Origin of the sequence: Streptomyces sp. NPDC007164 (assembly GCF_040634135.1) — a bacterium.
Taxonomy (GTDB): Bacteria; Actinomycetota; Actinomycetes; order Streptomycetales; family Streptomycetaceae; genus Streptomyces; species Streptomyces sanglieri.
In genome coordinates, this window is sequence record NZ_JBEYFB010000027.1 from 1 (window position 1) to 23,318 (window position 23,318).

The window sequence follows — 23,318 nt, forward strand, 5'->3', positions numbered from 1 at the left end:
GCAGGCCAGGATGATCCGGCATCGCAAGGCCCACGCCTGTGGCGTGGAGCGACGCCGCACCCACCCCTCAAGTGCAGCCCTTTCCTCATCCGACAGTCTTAACTCGGCCTTCGGCCGCCCGGTCCGCGCCATGAGACAAGCCTATACATCTGAACGGAATCCCTGACTCAGGACACTAGCGTGGCGGTAGACCTCCGGGAACTCTTCGACGCGAGGCTTGTCGAGGCCCTCGGCAGCGTCCCGCGCGGCCTTCTCGCGGTAGGCCTGGCGCTCCGCCTCACGCTTCTCCGCTACCGCCTTCTCGGCGACCTCAGCCTTCGCCGCCTTCTCCAGCGCCTTCCGTTCCCGGCGGGTCAGCACCTCATCCCGCTTGCGGATGCGGCCGTGCTCGTGGAGGTCCCACACACCGGGGCCGGCGATGCCGGCGAAGGCAGTGCCGATCGCGGTGGCGGGGTCGAACGCCGCCATCCCGTGCCACAGGTTGATTCCTGCGGCGATGAACGCGAACACCCAGGCGACCCGTGCGGTAGTGCCAGTGTGGGCGCTGGGCGGCGACCGCCGCAGCGGCTCCCTTGGTCACGACGAGGGCGGCGCCTTCGAGCATCAGCGGTGCGATCACCAGCCACCAGGCGTTGGGGTCCCAGAACGCGGCTATCTGAACCGGCAGGGCGACGACCGCGCACACGGCGTAGAACATGACCGCGTACATCCGCCACCTGTCAGCGGCCTTGACGAGCTCCTCCGCCGTGGCGGCGTCAGCCTCCTGCTGCTCCTGCTCGGCCTGCCGCGCCTTCGCCTGCGCCCGGTCGGCTTCGGTTGGTGTCTGTTCGGCTGTCCATGGCATGTTCCCTCCGTTGCCTGATCGTGCGGGGAGTGTCCTGGGCCGGAGTCGATCCGGCGGCGGCCCCAGCAGGGTGGTCAGAGCTGGTTCGGTTCGAGGGAGAGGAACGTGACGCCGGCGCCCGCCAGGTGCGGCTGCTGCTTTGCGTACTCCGCCCGGATCGCGCGGAACGTGTCATACCGGGTCCAGCCGGTCTCGGGCGTGATGCAGCCGGACCCGTCGGCGACGATGTAGCCACCCGGTGTGGGCTTCTGCACGGTGAGGTTGAAGTGGTACTCGGTCCGGGGCGTCTCGCTGGTCGTCATGAGCGGCGTCCTTCCTGTGGTTGGGGTGGTGCGGGTCCGGGTGGTCCGGGCCTCTCTGCCGCCACCAGCCATGGGGCTGGGGACGACAGGGCGGGCCGGGTCAGTCCTGGTTGAGGTAGGCGATGTGCTTGATGCGGTGTTCGGGGAGCAGCTGGCGGTAGCCGCCGCTGTAGTGGAGCTGCAGGTAGTCACCGTCGTGCTCGTAGGACTCCAGGCGGGGCGCTTCACCACCGAGGTCGGCGAAGGTCCCGACTCGGGAACTGCCCTGGGTGTAGACCTGGTTGTCGGTCGTGACGATCTGGAACATCGGCTTGCTCATGGGTGAGTCCTCTCGGGTCAGGTGCCGTCGATGGCAGCGGCGGCTTCGGATACGTGCTGGTGGAGGTCGGGGTCCGTAGGTGGCCCAGTGGCGGTCAGCGCTGAACGACGCCCTTGGCCATGTCTCGGTGGTTCACGGTCGCCGCGTGTCCTGCGGCGCTCAGCCGGTCGGCGAGCGCTCCGGCGAAGGTGGGTGCCCTGTGGCGTCCGCCTGCGCATCCGGCCGCCACGGTGACCTGGCCGGCGGACGGCCCAGCTGCGAACGCCACGACTGCGGCAACAGCAGCGGCGATCAGGGCCTGGATGCCGGGGGTGTTGAGGACGGCTTCACGGACCGGTCGGTCGGCCGCGGTCATGTACCGGAGCTCGGGGCTGACGTGCGGGTCCCGGAAGTGCTGCCGGAGATCCGCGGTCAGGTGCGCGGCTGGCGGCTCGCCGTGCAGGTAGCCGAACGAGACGATCTCGACGGCGACCATCAGGCGGCGGCCGGCATCTGGATGCCGCGGATCTCGTCCATGAGGCGGGGCTCACCGGGCGTGGTCGGCGCCCGCTCACGCGCCGCCGCACGCGCCGCGCACCACCCCGGAACGGTTCCGGCGGGAAAGGGGTGGAGGCGAGGCGCCCCGAGCTGGTAGCTTCGCGATCATGTCCAGCCCCGAGTCCGACAGAGGCTAGCCACCGGTCCGCCGGTGGCCGATCCGCCGTCGAATCGCTCCCCCGGCGCCGAATCCCGGCCCGGACCGATTCCCACCCGGCCGCCACCGCAGGACCCCCGCTGTGTGGGCTGCGTTCCCCCCTCCGTGCTCGTGGACCGCTCCCGGTCCACCGTGCGCGGACTTTCCGGCTCCGGCGCCTGCCGCGCCCCCGGTCACGTCCATGAACATCCGGGACGTTCTTCCGCGTTGCCGCCCGTCATGCCGGGCGGGCGCGGGCCCACACCCCCTGCCTGGTCCATCCGTCAGTCGTCCATGGGGTTCCTTCATGCCATTCGCCGTCTACGCGCTCGGGCTCGCCGTCTTCGCCCAGGGCACCTCCGAATTCATGCTGTCCGGGCTGGTCTCGGACATCGCCGCCGATCTGCACGTGTCCCTCCCCGCCGCGGGGCTGCTGACCTCGGCCTTCGCGATCGGAATGATCGTCGGGGCGCCACTGATGGCGCTCTTCAGCCGGAACTGGCCGCGCCGCCGGGCCCTGGTGTTCTTCCTCTGTGTCTTCAGCGCCGTGCATGTCGTCGGCGCGCTCACGCCCGGCTACGGGCTGCTCCTCGCGACGCGGGTCGTCGGGGCACTGGCCAATGCGGGCTTCTGGGCGGTGGCCCTGGTGACCGCGGTCTCCATGGTCGGGCCCGAGGCGCGGGCCCGCGCCACCTCGGTGGTCGTGGGTGGCGTCACCATCGCCTGCGTCGCCGGGGTGCCCGCCGGTGCGGCGCTCGGCGGGCACTGGGGGTGGCGGTCGGCGTTCTGGGCCGTGGCCCTGGTCTCCGTACCGGCCGTCCTCGTGATCGCCAGGACCGTTCCGGCGGGGCGGCCGGAAGCCACGCCCGCGCCCGCGAGCGTGGAGCTGAGGACCCTGACCGGTCCGCGGCTGCTGCTGACCCTGCTGACCAGCGCCCTGGTGCAGGGAGCGACGTTCTGCGCGTTCTCCTACGTCGAGCCGCTCGCCACCCATGTCACCGGGCTCACCGCCGCCTGGGTGCCCGGTCTGCTGGCGCTGTTCGGGCTGGGCTCGTTCATCGGTGTCACGGCCGCCGGCCGGTTCGCCGATCTGCGGCCCGTCGCCTTCACCGCGGCCGGTCTGGTGGCGCTGGCGGTCGGCTGGGCCGGGTTCGCGCTGACCGCGGGCAGCCCGTTCGCGACGGTGGCGCTCGTACTCGTCCAGGGGATGCTGGCGTTCGGCACCGGTACGGCGCTGATCTCGTGGGTGTTCCGGCTGGCGGCCGACGCACCGACGCTCTCCGGCTCGTTCGCCACCGCCGCGTTCAATGTGGGTGGCGCGCTCGGGCCCTGGCTGGGCGGGCTGGCGATCGGTGCGGGGCTGGGCTTCCGGTCGCCGCTGTGGGTGAGCGCCCTGCTGATGGTCCTGGCGCTGGGCACCGCCGGGGCGTCACTGCGGATGCGCCGCGTCGCCACCGTCTGACCGGCGGCAGGGAACAGGGAATGGAGCCCCGCCCGGCGCTGAACGGGCGGGGCTGTCCTGGTCACTGCAAGCAGCCAGCAAGCGGGATAAGGACAGGAACCACGCTAGCGGCCACCACTGACAACCGGTCCTCGGACCTTGATCAGACCTTGAGGTCCACGACCACCGGGGCGTGGTCGGACGCGCCCTTGCCCTTGCGCTCCTCGCGGTCCACGTAGCTGTCCTCGACCGCCGCGACGAAGGGGGCGTTGCCGTAGACCAGGTCGATCCGCATGCCCTTGTTCTTCGGGAAGCGCAGCTCCCGGTAGTCCCAGAAGGTGTACGGGCGGTCGTACTTGAGCGGGCGCGGCATGACGTCCGCCAGCCCCTCCTCGCGCAGCGCGGCGAGGGCGGCGCGCTCGGCGGGGGTGACATGCGTGGCGCCCTCGAACAGGGCCGGGTCCCAGACGTCCTCGTCGGTCGGGGCCACGTTGAAGTCGCCCAGCACCGCGAACGGCTGCGAGCCCGCGGCGTCCGCCGCGACGGCCTTCTGCAGGGCCTCGAACCAGCGCAGCTTGTACGCGTAGTGCGCGTGCTCGACCTCGCGGCCGTTGGGCACGTAGACCGACCAGACGCGGACCGGGCCGCAGGTGGCGGAGATCGCCCGCGGCTCCTGCGCGCCCTCGTAGTCGGGGCCGTCCGGCAGCCCCGTGACGACGCCGGACAGGCCGACGCGGGAGACCAGCGCCACGCCGTTCCACCGCCCGGTGGCGTTGACCGCGGACTCGTAGCCGAGCTCGCGGAGCGCCTCCGCCGGGAACTGTTCGGCGGTGCACTTGGTCTCCTGGATGCACAGCACGTCCGTGCCGGTGCCCTCCAGCCAGGCCAGCAGCCTCGGGAGCCGGGCGGTGATCGAATTGACGTTCCAGGTGGCGATGCGCATGTACGCAAACCTAGCGGCTGCCGCTGACAGTCGCCGGACCGGCGCCGGTCACAGCCCGGTCGAGTCCCCCGGGGCCAGCCGGCCGTGGTCGGTGCCGCCGAGGCTGCCGATCTGGTTGTCGTAGATCGGGCGGGCGAGATCGGTGAGCAGCGCGTCGTGGATGTCGATGGCGCGCCGCGGCTTCACCTCTCGCACGTAGTCGATGACCTCGGAGATCTTGTTCCAGGGGGCCATCACCGGGAGCATCAGGGTGTCCACCGGGTGGTCGGGGACGGTGAGCGCGTCGCCCGGGTGGAAGAGCGAACCGTCCACCAGGAAGCCGATGTTGGTGATCCTCGGGATGTCCGGGTGGATCACCGCGTGCAGCTCGCCGTGCACCTGTACGTCGAAGCCGGCCGCGGTGAAGGTGTCGCCGTTCCCGACGGTGTGGACGCGGCCGGGGAAGGCCGCGGCGAGCCGGTCCGCGACGCTGCGCAGGGTCCAGATCTCGGCGGCCGGGTCGGCGTCCAGGGCGGCGCGCAGCCGCCCCTCGTCGAAGTGGTCGGGGTGCTCGTGCGTCACCAGGATCGCGTCGGCGCCGACGGCGGCGTCCTGTTCGGAGAAACCGCCCGGGTCGATGACGAGCGTCCGCCCGTCCCTCTCCAGACGGATGCAGGAGTGCGTCTTCTTGGTCAGTGTCAGGTGCATGGGATTCACGGCGTCCATGGGCCCCATCCTGCTACGGGCGGGGTCTCGTTTCTTCCTGAATCACGGTCCGGGCAATGGAGAAGGCGGCATTGGCGGCGGGTACCCCGCAGTACACGGCGGTCTGCATGAGCACCTCCTTGATCTCGGCCGGGGTGAGACCGTTGCGCAGCGCGGCCCGGACGTGCGCCGCCAGTCCCTCCATGCGGCCGGAGGCGATCAGCGCGGTGAGCGTGACACAGCTGCGGGTCCGGCGGTCCAGGCCCTCCCGGGTCCACACCTCGCCCCAGGCGTAGCGGGTGACCAGCTCCTGGAAGTCCTCGGTGAAGTCGTCACCGGCGGCCATCGCCCGGTCCACGTGGGCGTCGCCCAGCACCTCGCGGCGCACCTTCATGCCGCGCTCGTGCGGGTCGGCGCGTCCGGTGGGCCCCGGATCGGGCTGCGGAGTGGCGGCGGTGATCTCCGCGACGGGCAGCACGGGTGCGGAGAGCTGCGGGGTGACGGCCGGGGCGGGGATGGCGGCGAGGGTGTCCTGCCAGGCCGAGGAGAAGTGGGTGAGCAGCAGATCGGTGACGGCGCCGGGCTGCTCGACCGGGGCGAGATGGGAGGCGCCGGGTACGAGGGCGAGCCGGGCGTCCGGTATGCCGGCGACCAGGACGCGGGCGTCGCCCGGTCCGGTGACCCGGTCCTCGGCGCCGACCAGGACGAGGGTCGGGGCACCGATGCGGCCGAGTTCGCCGCGGACGTCGAAGGCGGCGAGGGCCTCGCAGGCGGCGATGTAGCAGCCCGGGTCGGTGGTCCGCACCATCTGCACGGCCCAGTCGACGATGGCCGGCTGGGCGGCGGCGAAGCCGGGGGTGAACCAGCGCTCGGGTGCGGTGCGGGCCATCGGCTCCAGACCGTTGGTGCGTACGACCACCCCGCGCTGGCGGAACTCGTCGGCGCTGCCGAACCGGGGCGAGGCCGCGACCAGGGCCAGCGAGGCGACCCGCTGCGGGTGGCGCAGCGCGAGATCGGCGCCGATCGCGCCGCCGATGGAGCAGCCCGCGTATCCGAAGCGCTGGACGCCCACGTGGTCGAGGGTGGCGAGCAGCCGGTCGGAGAGGTCGGCGACGGCGGTGGCGGGATGGGCGGGGGCGCCGCCGTGGCCCGGGAGGTCGTAGCGGAAGACCCGCCAGTGCTGGGTGAGCTCCGGTATCTGCCGGTCCCACATGTGCCACGAGGTGCCGAGGGAGGGGCCCAGGACCAGGATCGGCGCGTCCTCGGGCCCGTCAAAGCGGTACTGCAGGGTTTCAGTCGTTGTCTCACTCACCCGCTCACGCTCCCATAGCGCACATTTTCCGGCGGGAGAGGGGGTCGGGACACTCGCCGGACCTCCCCATATGTCCACCACATGTGTCCACCGCCGGACGAAGGTCCTCCACATTCGGCTCGGCACACCGGACCGGGCGGGCCTCCCGCCGTGGGAGGCCCGCCCGGTCGGATCAGGTGGTCAGCGGACGTCGTAGGCGCGGGTGATGGTCTGGGTGACCGCGTTGCCCTTGGCGTCCGTGAGAGTGGCCTTCGTCGTGACCTGCTTGCCGGTGGCGGCGGTGAGGTCGAGGACCGCCGTCCACTTGCCGTCCCGCTGCCCGGTCGGCGCCCGGGTCCAGGTGGTGCCGCCGTCGTAGGAGTAGGACAGCGTGGCCGCCCCGACCGCGCCCGGGGTGTATCCGGCGTGGCCCTCGACCGACAGGCCGACCTCGATGCCGCTCCGCGCGGGCAGGGTGTTCATGCCGTCCACCGGAGCGTCGTACGCCGGGGAGAGGATCGGCAGGCCGCGCGAGTAGACGTCCGGCTCAAGGCGGGAGCGGAAGCTCCAGGTGGTTTGGACGGCGGTGGAGCGCAGCCAGTTCCGGTCCGAGGTGTCGATCTTCTCCAGGTTCTGGGTGAGCTCGTACGCGGAGTCCTCGTCCGGCACCTCGAACACGTCGTACGGGTAGGCGCTGGTGGCGATCTGCTCACCGTTGCGCTTCAGCACCAGTTTGCCGAGGTCTCCGAACGATCCGCCGTAGGACCAGTGGTCGCCGGAACCGTCGACCCAGAGCGCGTTCTGGAAGCCGATCAGGTTGCCCTGCCGCTCGGCGTTCAGCATCAGGCGGCCGTCGGCGTCGCGCGGTGCGGCCGGCCGCAGGGGGCCGCCGTACCACTCCTCGGCGCTCCGCTGTCCGGCCCGGTAGGTGCGCAGTTGGTCACTCATGAACGCGGCGAACGGGAAGCTGGTCATCGCGCCGTGGGACCAGGCGTCGTCGCCGGTCGTGTAGTAGGCGGTGCGGGTGCCGGGCACGTGGACGCTGCCGAACGGGCTCACGGGGACGTAGCTGCCGCTGCTCCCGGAGGGGCGGATGAACATCGCGTCGATGTAGTCGCCCTCCTTGCCCATGGCGTTCCACTTTTCGGTGACCTGGGCCAGCTTGGCGTCCTTGGGCCTGTAGACCTGGTCGGAGCGCAGCGGGCCACGGGTCGGGAACGACAGGTTGTAGACGTAGGGCGAGCCGCCCTCGGAGCCGGTCGCGCGCCAGGTGGGCCGGAACTCGAAGGTGCCGTTCTTGGCGCGTCCGTCGATGTCCGCGTAGAGATTCCGGACGGTACCGTCGGAGATGAGCGATCCGGAGACCTGCCAGGTGTCGTCCCACGTGCGGGCGTAGCTGAACGTGGTGTTGTTCACCGTCGAGGGACGGTCGGTGTGCAGGCTCAGCCGATGGGCCTTGCGAGCGTCGAGGACGACAGTGGTGTCACCGGTGATCCGCAGCTGCGGCTTCGCGAGGTAGCCGATCGACTCGGGCGCGTTGCCCGCGTCGTACGTCGCCACGAAGCTGCTGAGGGCATAGTCACCCGGGCGCACCCGGTACGTCTGGTCGGCCGCGCCGCTGTTGCTGCGGCGCTCGCCCTTGTCGGTGTCGAGGCTGACCAGGTCCAGGGACGAGGGGCCGGTCGCGGGCTTGCCGTTGCGGTCGACGACCTTGACCCGGAGCGTGACCGTCTCCGGCTCGACGTGGAGCGTGACGGGCACGGAGACGTGCACATCGTCGCCGGTGGCCAGGATCCGGCCGGTGACCGCACCGTACTGGGCGTCCTTCAGACGGGCGGTGGGGTCGATCCGCAGCAACACCTGAGCGGTGGCCCCCGCGGGGACCGTCACCTTGCCCTGCTCCAGCTTGACGATGCCGGAACGGACCTCGCTGCCGTCGTTGCCGTGCACACCGCTGACCTTGAGGTTCAGGGTGAGGCCGCTCCTGCTCGTGTTGGTGAAGGGCACCTGCACGGTGGTGCGGTCGGAGGTGTCCTGCGGCCAGTTGTAGCTGCCGGCCTGGACGGCGGGCGCGGAGAGCACCTTCTGGTTCACCGCGCCGAACACGTCGAGGACGCCGGCGCCGGTCTGGTCGGCGCCGGCGACCTTGCCGCCGGTGCGGGCGGAGGAGACCAGGGCGGCCTTGATCTGCTGCGCGGTCCAGTCGGGGTGGGCCTGGCGGACGACGGCCGCGGCGCCCGCGACATGCGGGGTGGCCATGGAGGTGCCGGACATCGTCCGGTAGGCGTAGACGCCGCGGCCGCCCGCGCCGGCCGCCGAGATGTCGACGCCGGGGGCGGCGATCTCGGGCTTGAGGGTGTGGGTGACGGCCACGGGGCCGCGGCTGGAGAACCACGCGGTGGTGTCGTCGCGGTCGACGGCACCGACGGTCAGCACGCCGGGCACGCAGCCGGGCGAGGAGACGGTCTCGGTGGCCGAACCGGCGTTGCCGGCGGCGACGACGAACAGGGTGCGGCTGTTCTGCGAGAGCTGCTGCGTGGCCTGGGCCATCGGGTCGTTGCAGTCGCCGATCGCGGGGTTGCCCAGGCTCATGGAGACGACGTCGGCCTGCTGGTCGACGGCCCACTGCATGCCCGCGATGATCCAGGAGGCCTGGCCGGATCCCCCGTCGTTGAGGACCTTGCCGATGAGCAGGGAAGTGCCGGGGGCAACGCCCCTCTTGCGGCCGTCACTGGCCGCGCCGGACCCGCCGACCGTGGAGGCGGTGTGGGTGCCGTGGCCCACCCGGTCGTCGGTGTCCCGGGAGTCCGTGAAGTTCTTGGCCGCGGTGACCCGGTTCACCAGGTCCGGGTGCTCGGCGTCCACGCCCGTGTCCAGCACGGCGACCTTGGTGTCCTTGCCGTCGTAGCCGGCCTTCCAGGCCTCCGGGGCGTGCACCTGCGCGGTGGACCGGTCCAGTGTGGCTTCCGCCTTGCCGTCCAGCCACAGCTTCTTCAGCGTGGAGGCAGAACGTGAGCGGGTGTCGGTGATGTCCCGCCAGAACTTGGCGGCGGTGTCCTTGCCCGCCTTGAGCGCGACGCCGTCGACAGCCGGGAGGCTCAGGCCCCGCTCGGACCCGCGAGGGGCCGGCGGAGCACTCTTCGCGACATCCACACTGTTCCGGTACGTGGCGATGAGCGGCAGCGAGTCGGTGTGAGTGTCGTCGTAGCCCTGACGGATGAGCCCGGTGACGTTGAACAGCTGCTCGTCGACCCTGCCCTCGGCGATCGCCCGGGAGGCGCCCTCGGGGTAGACGTAGAGGTCCTTGCCCAGCTGATGGGTCTGGACCATTGGCTGCGTGCCGTCCTCGCGGGGCAGCACGGCCGCGGAGCTGCGGCCCGACGGGTCGGTGGTCACCAGCACCTTGTCGCCGGTGACGAGCGTGACCGTCGTCTGCCTGCCGCTCTTCGCGGCGGCCCCGCTGCCGACGACGGGCCGCTTCCCCGAGGCACCGTCGGGGGGCGCGTCCGCCGCCCCGGAAGGTGCGACCGCTGTGACGGTCAGGGCGACGGCGGTCGCCGCGCCCAAGGCTATACGCGTTATGGAGCGCATGAATCTCCCCACTCGAAACCGTGAACATGCCGTGCTGCCGGTGCAGCCTGGCAGACATGCGGATCGCGTAGGGGAGCCGCGAGTGACGGGTTGCCCGCATGTCGGTTTTCCGTCACACGAGTACATCCATCGACGGTGGTCCGCCCGGATGATCTTCCCGGGGAGGGGCCGGCCTGAGGTCAGAGCCAGCCTTCGTGTGCGGCGTGCCATCCGAGCTGGAGGCGCGAATCCGCTCCGGCGAGGTCCATCAGGCGGCGCGTCCTTCGCTCCACGGTGCGTATGGAGACGCCGAGTTGGGAGGCCGCCCGCCGGTCGGAGATCCCTGCCAGCAGCAGGGCCAGGACCTCCAGTTCCCCCTCCGTCGGACGCTGATCGGCCGGTTGCTCCGCGTGCACACCTGTGGTGGTGGTGTAGAGCGGCCGGGCCTGGGCCCATTCCTTCTCGAAGAGGTGGACCAGGGCGGTCAGCAGGCCGCTGCGGTGCACCACGATGGCGCTCGGCTCTCCGCCGCAGTCCGTCATGTCCAGGGGCACCATGGCCCGTTCCCGGTCCGACACCACCATCTTCAGTGGCAACGAGTCGACGAGTCGCAGTTCGATGCCCGTGGCGATGGCCGCCCTCACCTCCTTCGCGATGTCGGGGGCATCGAGATAGTTCCTGGCAGCCACCACCCGGAAGTCGACGCCGCGGTCCAGTGCGGAGCTCTCCGACATGCCGGTGTCCTCGCGCGGCACCGCGATGGGATCGCCGACGAGGAAGACGAGCAGTTCCTGCTGAGCACCGCGCTGAAGCTGGTGGAACCGGTGTGCGACCTGCTCCACCCCGACGACCACCTCCACGACGCTGCCCGCGGGGTGCGCGGCAGTACTGCGGTACTGCTCGGTCAGCATCGAGAACGCGGCTTCGGCCCGGTGCAACGCGTTGCGCTGCTCGACGAGGAACGGCGCCAGGGCCACCGAGGGTGGAGTGAGCCGATAGCGGGCGGAGTAACAGTCGGCCGAGTGGGGTGCCCCGCTCCCGGCCTCGGTTGCGATCGCCACCAGGCCGCGTGTCAGCAGGTCGCGCAGGATACGTTCGGTCTCGGCCTGCTCGGCCCCGGTCTGCCGGGCGAGTTCCTGCGCGGAGGCTGTCGGGCGGGCCAGCAGTGCCGTGTAGATGGTCTCTTCGGCCGGGCCCAGTCCCAATGCCTTCAGCATCCAGCTCCCCCTCGGGCGGCCACCGGGCCTGCCTCGGCGCAGTTCGGGTGGACCCTATCCCACGGCCGGAACAGCTCCATCGGCTGCTGCCTGTCGTGTATCCGGGCGGAGACGTCGATGACCGGCACCACCGCCGTCCCGGCCGCCCCGTCGGCCTGGCACAAGGGCCACCGTCCGGCGGGGCGCGGCTCACCGGCGGCCGGACCTGCCTAACGTACGAGGGGTACACCGCCTGCCCGGGAGGTCCCGTGCCCCGTAAGCGTCCGAAGCACCTCGCGCGTCCCTACGATGCCATCGAGCCACCGCGCAACGCCGAGGTGGTGATCGGCGTGGTGTCCTTGACCGTCCTGGTGCTGTTCCTCGGTTCCCTGTCCGGGTCTCCGGTGTGGCTGCTCGGGCTCTTCGTGTTCCTGCCCGGTACGGCGTCGGCGCTGTGCACCGTGCGCCAGACGGAGTTCGTGGCCGCGTGGACCACGCTCGTGGTCGCCGTCACGGTACTGGTCCAGAACGGTGACAGCGGGTCGTGGCTCGACAGGACCCTCCTGATGCTGCTCACCCTCGCCCTGGGCGCGGCCTCCGTGTACGCCTGCCACCGTCGTGTCCAGCGGGAGCACGAGACGTTCCGGCTGCGCTCCACCGCGGCGGCGATGCAGCGGCACATCCTGCGCCCGCTGCCCATGCTCACCGAGGACGTGCTGGTCGACGGGGTGTACGAGCCCGTGCAGGAGGACCGGCTCGTCGGCGGCGACATCTACGACGTCGTCCACTCCCCGTGGGGCACCCGGGTCCTGATCGGCGACGTCCAGGGCAAGGGCCTGCCCGCGGTCGGCGCCGCGTTCGCCGTCATCGGCGCCTTCCGCGAGGCGGCCCACCGGGAGCCCACCCTGACCGCGCTCGCGGACTCCCTCGACGCCTCTGTCGTACGGCACAACTCCTACGCCACGCAGACCGGCGACGACGAACGGTTCGTCACGGCGCTCGTCGTCAACATCGACGCGCACGAGGAGGCGCAGGCCATCAACTGCGGGCACGTCCTGCCGCAGTTGCTGAACAACGCCACCGTCAGCACTCCGGAGCTCGACTCCGGCGTCCCGCTCGGTCTCGCCGAGCTCGCCGCCGAACCCGCGACCGTCGGCTGGTTCGGCTTCCCGCGCGGCGCGACGCTGCTGCTGACCACCGACGGACTGACCGAGACCCGTGCCCCCGACGGCTCGTTCTACCCCGTCACCGAACGCCTCGCCGAGCGTGTGTCGCTCGCCCCGACCGACCTGCCGGCCGCCCTGTACGACGACGCGCGCACGTTCGCCGGAGGCGGCGACCGGCACGACGACGTGGCCATCCTGTCCGTCCGCCGGTCGCCGTTCCGCTGAGTACGGCACGGGTCTGCGCGCGAGGTGGTCAGCCCGCGACGCGGGCCATCCACTCCTCGACCTCGTCCGCCGACCGGGGCAGGCCCGCCGACAGGTTCTCGTGGCCGTCGTCGGTGACGACCAGGTCGTCCTCGATCCGGACGCCGATGCCGCGCCACTCCTCGGGCACGGTGAGGTCGTCCGGCTGGAAGTACAGGCCGGGCTCGACGGTGAGCACCATGCCCGGCTCCAGCACGCCGCCGACGTACTCCTCGTTGCGGGCCTGCGCGCAGTCGTGGACGTCCAGACCGAGCATGTGGCCGGTGCCCGCCATGGTGAAGCGGCGCTGGAGGCCGAGTTCGTACGCGCGGTCGGCGGGGCCTTCGATGAAACCCCATTCGACCAGTCGTGCCGCGAGGTGGCGCTGGGACGCCTCGTGGAAGTCCCGGTACGCGGCGCCCGGCTTCACGGCCGCCATGCCGGCCTCCTGGGCCTCGTACACCGCGTCGTAGACCTTGCGCTGCAGAGGAGAGAAGGTGCCGCTGATCGGCAGGGTGCGGGTGACGTCGGCGGTGTAGAGGGTGTGCGTCTCCACTCCGGCGTCGAACAGGAGCAGCTCCCCCGGGCGCACCGGACCGTCGTTGTCCGTCCAGTGCATGATCGTGGCGTGCTCGCCCGCGGCGCAGATCGAGCCGTAGCCGACGGCGTTGCCCTCAAGCCGTGCGCGGCGGAAGAAGGTGCCCTCGATCCACCGCTCGGACGACGCGATCGCGCCGGAGAGCTCGCCGATCGCGTCGGTGAATCCGCGCACCGTGGAGTCGACGGCCTTGCGGAGCTCGGCGATCTCCCAGTCGTCCTTGACGAGGCGGAGGTCGCTGAGCGCCTCCTCCAGTTCGTCGTCGCGTTCCTCGTCGGTGGTGACGGCGGCTTCGAGGGACGGGGCGATGCCCCGGACGATCCGGGTCGGCGCGCCGGAGGCGGCGGCCAGGTCGGCGGCCGCGGTGCGGACGTCCCGGCAGGGCAGGCCGAGCACCAGCTCCGACTCTGCGAGGGAGCGGCGACGGCCCATCCACAGCTCCGCCGTGGCGCCGGTCCAGAACTCGTCGTTGTCCCTGCTGTCCCGCGGCAGCTGGTAGCAGTAGGCGTCGTGGCCGCCGTCCGCCCGGGGTTCGAGGACGAGAGCGCCGTCCCGGGCCTGGTCCCCGGTCATGTGCACATAGCCCGTGTACGGGCGGAACGGGTAGCTGTCGTCGTTCGAACGGGTCTTGAGGTTCCCGGAGGGGATCACCAGGCGTTCGCCCGGGAAGCGCTCCGAGAGCGCGGCGCGGCGGCGGGCCGCGTACGGGGCCTGCTCGTCGAGCCGCAGGTCGTGCCGCTCGGTGTCCGCCCAGCCCGTCCGCATCAGAGCGGACAGTTCCTCGGAGATCCCTGAGTAGAGACCGTTCTTCCGTCCCTTGGCCACTGCGTACGCCTTCCTCTGGGTGGGGTCCTCGGCGGCGAGCGGTACGGCTCGGCGCCCTGGCCGGACGCTATCCGCGACCGCGCGCGTCGGGTGCCGAGGAGTGCCACTGGCACGGATCGGCCACATCGTCCGGCCGGAGGCGGCGACAATGGGGCATATGACGAACGCGAGACTCGGTGAGGCGCTTCGGCTGCTGGGCATCGGGCACGAGGCGGGCCGGGTGTATCTGGCACTGCTCGACCTGGCCCCCGCCCCGCTGAGCGCGATCGCCGCCGCGGCCGGTCTGGACGGTGCGGACCTGGACACCGCGTACGGGGCGCTGGTCGACGCCGGGCTGGCCGGCGCCGCCGAGGGGGGCGGGGACGTGGTGGCCCCGGTTCCGCCGGCCGCCGGCCTGGAGATCCTCGCCCGGCACCGTGCGGCCGAGGTCGAGGAGTCGCGCATCACCGTCGGGGGCGCCTTCGACTCGTTCCGGCGGCAGCGGCTGGCCGCGTACAACGACAATCTCGTCGAGGTCGTCACCGGCGACGCCATCGGCCCCAGGATCCGCCAGGCCTGGGCGAGCGCCCGTGACCAGATCCGGCAGTTCGAGTCACCGCCGTACTTCCCGCTGGCCGAGGCCACGGACGACGCGCTGGCCACCCTGGCCAGGGGGGTGACACAGCGGGTCGTCTACTCGCGGGAGTCGCTGGAGCACCCGGGCCATCTGAAGGACGTCATCGAACCGTGCATCAAGGCCGGTGAGCAGGCCCGGGTGCTGCCGTCGGTGCCGGTCAAGCTCGTGATCATCGATGAGGCGTACGCACTGGTGTCACTGTCGATCCGGGAGGCGGACGTACACAACACCATGCTGATCGTGCAGCCGTGCGGGCTGCTCTCCGCGCTCATGGCACTGTTCGAGCAGTCCTGGCACAACGCCCTGCCGTTCCACGGCCACACCACACGACCGGGCGGGCTGCGGCCCGCCGACCGGCGCCTGCTGTGGCTCCTCGCGGGCGGCGCGGCCGACGACGTCATCGCCCGCGAGTTGGGCATCAGCCGCCGTACGCTCTTCCGCCGTCTGCAGATCCTGATGGCCCGGCTGGGTGCCGCGAACCGCTTCCAGATGGCCCTGCAGGCTCAGCGCAACGGCTGGCTGTGATGCCGGCCTCCTCGGAGCCGTGCCGGCCGGAGGTCTGCCGGCCGTGGGACAGCGGGCGCGTCATGGGCGCCGGAGCTGAACGCTGGTGGACGGCTTGATGAAAGCTGTTCGATCTTGACCGAAAAGCGGTGGTCGCTGGCTAACGTCCGCCTTTATGAAACGTATACGCACAGCGGCCGGGCTCTGTCTCGCGCTGCTGTTCCTTGTGCTGGGCATCGGCGCCCAGCCCGCGCTGGCGCATGTTTCGCGCCAGCACGCAGAACTCGTCGTCGCCACCGGGGACAACGTCACCAGCGGCCGTCTCATCGTCCACCGCGACCTCGTGTCCCCGGAGCAGGCCGGAGCCTGGGCGAACCGGCTGCTGCCGGCCGGCTGCCCGGCCACCGGATCCGGCGTCCCCGGCGACGACGGCGGAGTACCCGGCGGGGTCGTGATCGAGCTGGCGTGGAGCTGCCACATCGACACGCTCGATCTGAGCCCCCTCATCGACAAGGGCGGGCTGACCCAGGTCGTCGTCGAGTTCGACGGCACGACGGTCGACGCCTCCGCGGCCACGCCGCTGGTCGACGCCGCGGGCGCGCACGCCCTGCCCCGCTTCCCGTGGCCGGCCGTGGCACTCGTGGTGGCGGCCGGCATCGTGCTCATACTCGCCGCACTGCGGCTGCCCGCCCTGCTGCGGTCGCTGCGCGGCCGCCGCCGGTTCCGGTTCGCCACCGTGGGGGCCGTCGCACTGTCCTGCCTCGCTCCGCAGGCGGCGATCGCCGACGACACGGCACCGGCCACCGTCACCGTCGAGGGCACCGTCTTCAAGGACACCAACGGCAACGGCAGGCGGGACAGGGGCGAGCGCGCCATGTCCGGCGTCGATGTCACCGACGGCGCCGGGTGGACCACGACCGGCGCGGACGGCTCGTACTCCCTCGCCATCGATCCGGGCCGGCGCGAGACCGACATCGTCAGCATCATCTCGCCCGACGGCTACACGCCCGCACTGCGCAAGGACTACATCCCGCAGTTCTTCCACAAGGTCCCCGAGACCGGTGCCACGGGCGTCGACTTCGCGCTCGTACCGGACCGCAACGCCTCCGACCCGACCGAGACCTGGGTCATGAACTCCGACTCCGAGGTCGGCAACCGCACCGACGCCGAGGCCCGTACGGCACTGCCCCAGTGGACGGGTCAGGTCCGGGCGATGTCCGAGGTCGACGGCGCCACGATGCAGATCGCGACCGGTGACCTCACCGTCACCGACTACGCCGAGGAACCGCGCCGCCAGGGCGCGTACGACCTCTTCAGCAAGGGCCTGGAGCAGGGGCGGCTCGGCCACCCCTTCTACCCGGTCATGGGCAACCACGACTTCGGCGGCACGGCCACTTCCCAGGGCTACGTCGGCAGCATGGAGTACTACCGCCGCAACATCGCCCCCGAGTGGTACAGCTTCGACCGCAACGGCCGGCACATCGTCGTCCTGGAGGGCAACTACGACGCGAGCGGGCTGAAGCCGCAGCTGGCGTGGTTGCGCAGGGACCTGGCCCGGCACGCGGTCGGCAAGCAGGTGTTCGTCTTCGCGCATCGCTCGCTGTTCACCCAGTGGGGCCCGGGAACGGGCATGCAGCCGACCATCGACGAACTGGCCAAGTACGACGTCCGGATGGTCGCCGCGGGCCACAACCAGCAGGCCGAATTCCGCCGCGGCGCCTTCGAGCGGTCCGTGGAGATCAACAACCAGGGCACCTACGGGATCGACGGCGCCCATCCCGACTACAAGGTGCTGGACTTCACCGGGATCACGGACGATCCGCACACCCGCCGCAACGAGGACACCGGCCATGTCACCGGAGTCCACCGGCAGTTCGACATCGACGACGACAGCGCCCTGGTCAGCCCCGCGCGGCACGGCGTGCACGGCTCGGCCGCCGGAGTCCCCGTCGAGGTGTACGCCGAGGACGACGGCCGCACCCCGGCCCGGGCCTCGTTGACCGTACGGGACCGCCGCGGGCACGTGGTGAAGCGGACGAGCCTGCGCTTCGGCCGGGAATCCGGCAGGCCCGGCATCGAGAACTGCTACACCCCGCCGGGCGGCCGGCCCGAACCGTGCCCCGACGCACGCGGGGCGTGGACCCGGGCGAGCGGCACACTGCACGGGCTGCGGCCCGGCACGTACACCGCGAGCACGACCGTGTACGACACCCGGGGCAAGGCGTTCCCCGCGCTTCCCGCGCTCCGGAGCACCTTCGACGTGGTACGGCAGTCCCGGCTCCCCGAGCCGAGGACCGGGCAGAACTGGCTCCGGCAGGGCGGTGACGAGGCCGGACGGTCCTCGGCCACCGACGATCCGGGCCCCGAGCTGGACCTGAAGTGGGCCCGGCACACCGGCGAGCAGTTCAACCTGAACGGCTCGGTGGTCGCGGACGGCAAGGTGATCGTCTCGTCCCGCGCGTTCGACTCGCCGTACAGCATGATGCTCGCTTACGACATCAGGACCGGGCGGGAGATCTGGCGCACCTACCTGGACGGCGACGCCGAATCGGCGCCCACGCTCCACGACGGGCGGGTGTATCTGACGACCGGTGTCGGACGGATCTACGCGCTGGACGTCCGGGACGGCCATGTCGCCTGGGAGTCGATCGACCGCGAGGAGCGGCACGGCGACACCGTGCGCCGTTACGGCCGTGCGGGCGGACCGGTCAGTGTCTTCGCGCTCACCGGACAGGACCGCACGGTGGCCGTCTACCAGGACTGGGACACCGTCCGCTGCCGTGACGCGCGGACGGGCACCCTGCTGCCCGGCGGCTTCGGCGCCGCCGTCTCCTGGGGCCAGTCCCACAGCACCGCGGTGCGCAAGCCCGGATCCGACACCGCCTATCTGCACTCCTCGTCGAGCAACACGGTCATCGCCATGGACCTGACGAGCTGCAAGCAGCTGTGGGCGAAGGACACCGCGGGCGACATCGACAGCCACTCCTCGCCCGTGCTCACCGATCCCGCGTCGGGCCCGGCGAAGCCGGTCACCTTCACCGCTTCCGGCGTCCGCGGGCACGACCCGCGGACGGGCGCGGTGACCTGGGAGTCCAAGCTGGGCGGCGGCAGCACCTGCGAGCCGGGGCGCGCCCCGCTCACCAGTCCGGCCGTCCGGGGCGACATCGCCTACGTGGCGGGGCGGGACGGTGTCGTACGCGCCTACGACACGAGCGCGGCCGATCCCTCGAAGCCGGTGTGGGAGACCAGGGCCGGCTATCTGCCCGGGGAGAGTCCGCTGGACGACAAGTGGCGGGTCGCCATGGGGTGTTCGGCCGGGGACAGTTCGCCGACGATGCATCCGCTGGTGACCGGGAAGCTGGTGTACGTGGGGACGTGGGACGGGCGGCTGCTCGTCCTGGACCGCGCCACCGGCCGGCAGCTCGCCGCGTACAACCTCGGCGCGGGCGTCGCGTCGGCCCTCTCCGTCAGCGGTGACTGGGTCTTCGTCCTCACGGACGACGGCACGGTCCACGCGCTGGCCGCGCGCCGGAACTGAGAGGAAGCACCACCGTGCGATCACTCCGCACCGGGGTGCTGCTCCTGCTGTCCGCCGTCCCCGCGCTGCTCTTCGGCAGCGCGGGGACGGCCCAGGCGCACCCCTTCGGCACACCACCCGTCGTCCGGGTCGAGGCGGCGGGCCCCTCCGCCGTGGACGCGACCTGGTCCGCGCAGCAGGACGACATCGCCATCCTGAAGAGGAAGTCCGGTGGCGATGTGGCGGGCTATCTGCGCGCCCACATCGTCGTACGCCAGGACGGCAGCCCCTGCCGGGCGGACCGGGTGGACGGCATGACGCTCCACTTCGCCTGCCCGCACCCGGTGGACCGGATCACACTGACGGTCACCGCGCTGACGGACGTCGACCCTGCCTACCGGACGCTGTCGGTGACCGATCTGGGCGGCGGCGGGCTGCACACGGCGAAGGAGCCGGCGCGCACGCTGGCGCTGAAATCCGAGGTACGCGCCGAGTCGCCCTCTGCGGGCGGGAGTTGGACCAGCGATCTCAGCTCACTGCTCGACCGCGGGGTGGCCCTTCCCGTCGCGCTGCTCGTGGCGGCGGCCGTGGGTGCGCTGCACGCCTGCACCCCGGGGCACGGCAAGTCGCTGGCCGCCGGATATCTGGTCGGCGGCCGGGGCAGACCTCGGGACGCGGTGTGGCTCGGAGGCATCGTCGCCATGATGCACACGCTCTCGGTCGCCGCCCTGGCGATCGGCTGGTGGCTGGCAGCGAAGAACGCGCCGGACATGAAGGCGCTGACGGGATGGCTGCAACTGGCCGGTGCGCTGGTGGTGGCGGGGGTGGGCGTGAGCCTGCTGCGACGGAATCTGCGACACCGCGGACACCATCACTCCCCTCACCACGAGGACGAACACGGGCATGGGCATGGGCATGGACATGGGCACGGGCACACGCCCGGGGCCGGGCACAGCCACCACATTCCCGACGCCCCCTCGCTGCTCACCTGGCGGGGCCTGGTCCTACTCGGCGCGTCCGGGGGCCTGTTGCCCTCGCCGTCCGCCTTCCTGGTCCTGCTCACCGGGCTGCTCACGGGCAGGGTCGGCTTCGCCCTCGCGATGGTGGCCGCCTTCGGCGCGGGCATGGCCCTCACCCTGACAGGCGTCGGCCTGATCGTGCTGCGCGGCCGGGACGCACTGCTGAACCGCGTCTCCCGCTCCTCGCTGCTGCGTACCTGGACACCGAGGATCCCGCTGTTCGCCGCCTCGGCGGTGACGGCCGGAGGTGTGGTGGCCTCCGCGATCGCGATGGGACAGCTCCTGGCGTAACACCCACTTAGGTTAGGCTAAGTTAAGCGAAATCGGTGATTCGGACGAACGACCAGGGTGGGGGCAGACATGGGACCGGTCGTCACGGAGCGCGCGGGCGCGCATCCGTCCGCGAGGCCTCTTCTCCGGCCGGAGGAACCGCAGAGCGGCACGGTCGTCGTCAAGTTCGGCGGCAACGCCATGGTGGACGCGGAGCTGCAACGGACCTTCGCCCGGGATGTCGTGGAGCTGTGGCACACCGGTCTGCGCCCGGTCGTCGTGCACGGCGGCGGCCCGCAGATCAGCTCGATGCTCGACCGCCTCGGTCTGGAGACCCGCTTCGAGGCGGGCCTGCGGGTCACCACTCCGGAGACCATGGAGGTGGTGCGCATGGTGCTGAGCGGCCGGGTCCAGCGGGAACTGGTCGGCCACATCAACGCCCTTGGGCCCTACGCCGTCGGCATGACGGGCGAGGACGCGCACACCATGACGGCGGTGCGGCGGCCGGCCTGGGTGGACGGCCGGGCGGTGGACATCGGCCTCGTCGGCGAAGTCGTGGACGTCAACCCGGGCATGGTGGGCACGCTCCTTGAGCAGGGGCACATCCCGGTGGTCTCCCCCGTGGCGCGCGGCGAGGACGGAGAGGTCTACAACGTCAACGCCGACCTGGCCGCGTCGGCACTCGCCGTGGCCCTCGGTGCCGAGCGGCTGGTGATGCTCACCGATGTGGCCGGGCTGTACGCGGACTGGCCGCACAGCACCGAGGTGATAGAGCAGTTGACGGCCGACGCGCTGGACGGGCTGCTGCCGGGCCTGGCCGGCGGAATGCTGCCGAAGATGGAGGGCTGCCTGCGGGCCGTCCGCGGCGGTGTGCGCAAGGCGCAGGTGCTCGACGGCCGCGTGCCGCACGCCGTGCTCCACGGCGTCCTCGGCGAGACCGGCCCCGGCACCACCGTGGTTCCCGGCGACGGCCCGCACCACGGCGGCGACGCCGCCTGATCCGGGCGGGAATTCCCGGGAGACCGGCTGCCGCCCCGGACTCCGGTCCGGGGCAGGGACGCGAACCGGTGGTCAGAGGGCCTTCGAGAGGATCCGCGCGTGGCGTCGGGGGTCCAGGGACTCCGCCCAGGGCGTGGGCGCGGAACGCGCCGTCGTGGGCGCGAAGCCGTACCGGAGGAACAGGTCGCCACCGCCGGTCGTCGCCGTGAACAGGGCGCCGAGCGACCGGGCGCGCGCCGTGGCCAGCGCGGCGCGCAGGAGCCCGGCGCCCACTCCGTACCCCTGCCGGTGCCCGGCCACGCAGAAGTTGTACAGAACGCCCACGGCACCGCGCCCCTCCCCGGGGCCCGCCGGATACGCCCGCAGGCCGACGGCGCCCTCGACGAGGCATCCGGGGGCCTGCGCCACGAGAAAGTCGGCCGCCTGGACGGCGTAGAGCGAGGCGGGCCGCTCCCTCAGCGCCCCCGAACGCACGAAGGGCCGGGACAGTCCGGCGAGTTCGGCGGCGTCCTCCGCACGGGCGGGGCGCACGGTGTGCGTCGCCACGGGGAGCGCGGGGCGCGGCGGAGCGTGCCGCGGCGTGGCCGTGATCAAGACTTTCCTCACTCGGTTCACGATCGGAACCCGGTCCACAACCTGAACTCGGTTCACGACCGCAGCCCGGTTCACGATCGGAACCCGGTTCACGACCGGAACTCGGTTCACGATCGGAGATCTGCTCGTTGCGGTGCCGCTCCGACGCGACGGACGGAAGCGCCGCAGAGCTCTTCCCGCGGGCGAAGGCGGGATTTCGCCGCCCTGGTTCAGTCGGTGGCCGCCACGAGGGACCGGGGGCGCAGATCGGTCCAGTGGGTTTCGATGTAGTCCAGGCAGGCCTCGCGGCTGTTCTCGTCGAAGGCGGTCGTCCAGCCGCCGGGCACCTCGGCGAAGGAGGGCCAGAGCGAGTGCTGTCCCTCGTCGTTCACCAGGACCAGGAAGCGGCCTTCGGGGTCGTCGAAAGGATTGGTGCTCATGTGTCGGGGCCTCCTCGGGGCCGACGGGCCGGTGACGGCGGCGTCGTGAGTGTGCGTCAGGGCGCGGGTGCGGGCGGGATCGGAAATGGAGGGAGCCAAATTATTAGGTTAGGCTCACCTAATACGAGCTGAGCCTAACCTCTTCCCCTTCCCTCTCACAAGGAGACGCCGATGCCCCTGGTGAGCCCCTTCGCCGGGTTCGGACTGCCCGGCGAGCCCGGCACCGACGAGTTCTGGGCGGCGGCCCGGACCCCCGTATCGGTACCTGCCGACGACGGCGGCCGGCGGACCCTGTTCCTCTGGCGGGGCAGCGAGGCCCTCATCGACTTCGAGAGCTGGTCGCAGCCGGTCCCGCTGCGCCGGTGGGCCGATACGGACTGCTGGTACGCCGAAGTGCGCATGCCCGCGCGGCTGCGGGTGACCTACCGGTTCATCGCGGGCGGCGCGGCCCACGCCGACCCGTTCAACCCGGTCGGGGCGGGCGGCGACCGGTCCATCGCCGCGACCCCGGACGCCCCGGCCCAGCCGCACTGGCCGGCCGTGGGCGCCGACGACGTACTGCCGCTCCCCCGCACCCGGCTCCGCTGGGCGAGCGAGCGGCTCGGCGGGCGGCGCACCGTGCGCGTCCACCCGGTGGGCGGCGGCGGGCCGTTGGTCCTGCTGCTCGACGGGGACGACTGGCTGCATCTGCACCCGGCGATGACCGCGTTCGACTCGGCCGCCGCCTGCGGCGACATGCCGCCCGTCACCCTGGTGTTCCTTTCGGCCAAGGACCGGCAGGCCGAATTCGGGTGCAGGCCCGAGCTGTGGGAGGCGGTCCGGGACGAACTGCTGCCGCTGGTCGCGGAATCCGGCGTCCCCGCCGACCCGGACCGGCTGGTGGTGGCCGGGCAGAGCCTGGGCGGGCTGAGCGCGCTGTACGCGGCGCTGGAGTTTCCGGACCTGGTCTCGCGGGTCGCCTGTCAGTCGCCGTCCTTCTGGTGGGAACCGGGCGCGGAGGACCGGCCGGACCCGTTGGGCGGCCCGGTCGGCGGCGCCGTCGTCGCACGGCTGCGGAGCAGCCCCGACCTGTCCGGTCTGCGCTGCGCGTTCGACGTGGGGGAGCACGAGACGAGGATGCTGCCGCACTGCGAGCTGACCGAGGCACTGACCGAGCAGGCCGGTGCGACGGTACGGGTATCGCGGTCGGCCTCGGACCACGACCGGGCGGGCTGGCGCCACGCCCTGCTCAGGGACGTCGCCTGGGCTCTCGCCTGAGCGGTGCCGGGGACGCGCCGGATCGACG

At 71.8% G+C, this 23,318-nt stretch carries 20 protein-coding genes and 1 pseudogene; 8 read left to right on the plus strand and 13 right to left on the minus strand.

Annotated elements, in window-relative coordinates; all coding sequences use genetic code 11:
• Together ABZ622_RS27670 and ABZ622_RS27675 are read right to left on the minus strand one after the other, a co-directional pair.
• A pseudogene (locus tag ABZ622_RS27670) lies at positions 1-132 on the minus strand (IS630 family transposase); the annotation flags it as partial.
• A 9-nt stretch (positions 133-141) separates the two neighbouring features.
• Positions 142-510 carry a hypothetical protein gene (locus tag ABZ622_RS27675; protein WP_360547615.1) on the minus strand — a complete coding sequence of 123 codons (369 nt, stop codon included), beginning with the start codon at positions 508-510 and terminating at the stop codon, positions 142-144.
• On the opposite strand from ABZ622_RS27675, the gene ABZ622_RS27680 reads away from it, so the two are divergent.
• Positions 497-862: a hypothetical protein gene (locus tag ABZ622_RS27680; RefSeq protein WP_360547617.1), complete on the plus strand. Its 366-nt coding sequence runs from the start codon at positions 497-499 to the stop codon at positions 860-862. The two genes, ABZ622_RS27675 and ABZ622_RS27680, sit on opposite strands and share 14 nt — an antisense overlap.
• Before the next feature lie 56 nt (positions 863-918).
• Here the strand turns inward: ABZ622_RS27680 and ABZ622_RS27685 are convergent, their stop codons facing one another.
• The 3 genes from ABZ622_RS27685 to ABZ622_RS27695 form a co-directional block, all read right to left on the minus strand.
• Positions 919-1,146: a hypothetical protein gene (locus ABZ622_RS27685; RefSeq protein ID WP_360547619.1), complete on the minus strand. Its 228-nt coding sequence runs from the start codon at positions 1,144-1,146 to the stop codon at positions 919-921.
• 100 nt (positions 1,147-1,246) lie between these two features.
• Complete coding sequence (locus ABZ622_RS27690) at positions 1,247-1,465, minus strand: hypothetical protein (RefSeq protein ID WP_360547621.1); 219 nt, start codon at positions 1,463-1,465, stop codon at positions 1,247-1,249.
• A gap of 94 nt (positions 1,466-1,559) precedes the next feature.
• Positions 1,560-1,940, minus strand: coding sequence for an RNase adapter RapZ (locus tag ABZ622_RS27695; RefSeq protein ID WP_360547623.1), 381 nt, complete (start codon positions 1,938-1,940; stop codon positions 1,560-1,562).
• A 505-nt stretch (positions 1,941-2,445) separates the two neighbouring features.
• Between ABZ622_RS27695 and ABZ622_RS27700 the strand changes: the two genes are divergently transcribed.
• On the plus strand, positions 2,446-3,600 hold the full coding sequence (locus ABZ622_RS27700) for a Cmx/CmrA family chloramphenicol efflux MFS transporter (protein ID WP_360547625.1): 1,155 nt from the start codon (positions 2,446-2,448) through the stop codon (positions 3,598-3,600).
• A 142-nt stretch (positions 3,601-3,742) separates the two neighbouring features.
• On the opposite strand, the gene ABZ622_RS27705 is transcribed toward ABZ622_RS27700, so the two are convergent.
• The 5 genes from ABZ622_RS27705 to ABZ622_RS27725 form a co-directional block, all read right to left on the minus strand.
• A complete protein-coding gene (locus tag ABZ622_RS27705; protein ID WP_360547627.1) occupies positions 3,743-4,522 on the minus strand; it encodes an exodeoxyribonuclease III in 780 nt (259 codons plus the stop codon).
• A 48-nt stretch (positions 4,523-4,570) separates the two neighbouring features.
• On the minus strand, positions 4,571-5,227 hold the full coding sequence (locus ABZ622_RS27710; RefSeq protein WP_360547629.1) for an MBL fold metallo-hydrolase: 657 nt from the start codon (positions 5,225-5,227) through the stop codon (positions 4,571-4,573).
• Positions 5,228-5,240: 13 nt separating this feature from the next.
• Positions 5,241-6,518 (minus strand): 4-carboxymuconolactone decarboxylase, encoded by a 1,278-nt coding sequence (gene pcaC, locus ABZ622_RS27715; protein WP_360547631.1) that lies wholly within the window; start codon positions 6,516-6,518, stop codon positions 5,241-5,243.
• A gap of 180 nt (positions 6,519-6,698) precedes the next feature.
• Positions 6,699-10,088, minus strand: a complete 3,390-nt coding sequence (locus tag ABZ622_RS27720) for a S8 family serine peptidase (RefSeq protein ID WP_360547633.1) — start codon at positions 10,086-10,088, stop codon at positions 6,699-6,701.
• A gap of 179 nt (positions 10,089-10,267) precedes the next feature.
• Entirely contained in the window at positions 10,268-11,284 is a 1,017-nt protein-coding gene (locus tag ABZ622_RS27725) for a helix-turn-helix domain-containing protein (protein ID WP_360547635.1), read from the minus strand.
• A 248-nt stretch (positions 11,285-11,532) separates the two neighbouring features.
• Here ABZ622_RS27725 and ABZ622_RS27730 point away from each other — a divergent pair, with 248 nt between their 5' ends.
• Positions 11,533-12,654 (plus strand): PP2C family protein-serine/threonine phosphatase, encoded by a 1,122-nt coding sequence (locus ABZ622_RS27730; RefSeq protein WP_360547637.1) that lies wholly within the window; start codon positions 11,533-11,535, stop codon positions 12,652-12,654.
• A gap of 28 nt (positions 12,655-12,682) precedes the next feature.
• Here the strand turns inward: ABZ622_RS27730 and ABZ622_RS27735 are convergent, their stop codons facing one another.
• Positions 12,683-14,035, minus strand: a complete 1,353-nt coding sequence (locus ABZ622_RS27735; RefSeq protein ID WP_360547794.1) for an aminopeptidase P family protein — start codon at positions 14,033-14,035, stop codon at positions 12,683-12,685.
• Between the two features lie 217 nt (positions 14,036-14,252).
• Between ABZ622_RS27735 and ABZ622_RS27740 the strand changes: the two genes are divergently transcribed.
• From ABZ622_RS27740 to argB, 4 genes are all read left to right on the plus strand, one after another.
• Positions 14,253-15,236, plus strand: a complete 984-nt coding sequence (locus ABZ622_RS27740) for a LuxR family transcriptional regulator (protein WP_360547639.1) — start codon at positions 14,253-14,255, stop codon at positions 15,234-15,236.
• Between the two features lie 154 nt (positions 15,237-15,390).
• Positions 15,391-18,753 (plus strand): PQQ-binding-like beta-propeller repeat protein, encoded by a 3,363-nt coding sequence (locus ABZ622_RS27745; RefSeq protein WP_360547641.1) that lies wholly within the window; start codon positions 15,391-15,393, stop codon positions 18,751-18,753.
• 14 nt (positions 18,754-18,767) lie between these two features.
• On the plus strand, positions 18,768-20,042 hold the full coding sequence (locus tag ABZ622_RS27750; protein WP_360547643.1) for a hypothetical protein: 1,275 nt from the start codon (positions 18,768-18,770) through the stop codon (positions 20,040-20,042).
• 69 nt (positions 20,043-20,111) lie between these two features.
• Complete coding sequence (argB, locus tag ABZ622_RS27755; protein WP_360547645.1) at positions 20,112-21,020, plus strand: acetylglutamate kinase; 909 nt, start codon at positions 20,112-20,114, stop codon at positions 21,018-21,020.
• A 72-nt stretch (positions 21,021-21,092) separates the two neighbouring features.
• Here the strand turns inward: argB and ABZ622_RS27760 are convergent, their stop codons facing one another.
• Complete coding sequence (locus ABZ622_RS27760; protein WP_360547647.1) at positions 21,093-21,626, minus strand: GNAT family N-acetyltransferase; 534 nt, start codon at positions 21,624-21,626, stop codon at positions 21,093-21,095.
• Between the two features lie 197 nt (positions 21,627-21,823).
• On the minus strand, positions 21,824-22,033 hold the full coding sequence (locus tag ABZ622_RS27765) for an MbtH family protein (protein WP_360547648.1): 210 nt from the start codon (positions 22,031-22,033) through the stop codon (positions 21,824-21,826).
• A gap of 171 nt (positions 22,034-22,204) precedes the next feature.
• Here ABZ622_RS27765 and ABZ622_RS27770 point away from each other — a divergent pair, with 171 nt between their 5' ends.
• The gene (locus tag ABZ622_RS27770) at positions 22,205-23,290 is read left to right on the plus strand and encodes an alpha/beta hydrolase-fold protein (RefSeq protein ID WP_360547651.1); all 1,086 of its coding nucleotides are present in this window, start codon (positions 22,205-22,207) and stop codon (positions 23,288-23,290) included.
• The last annotated feature ends 28 nt before the right edge of the window (positions 23,291-23,318 follow it).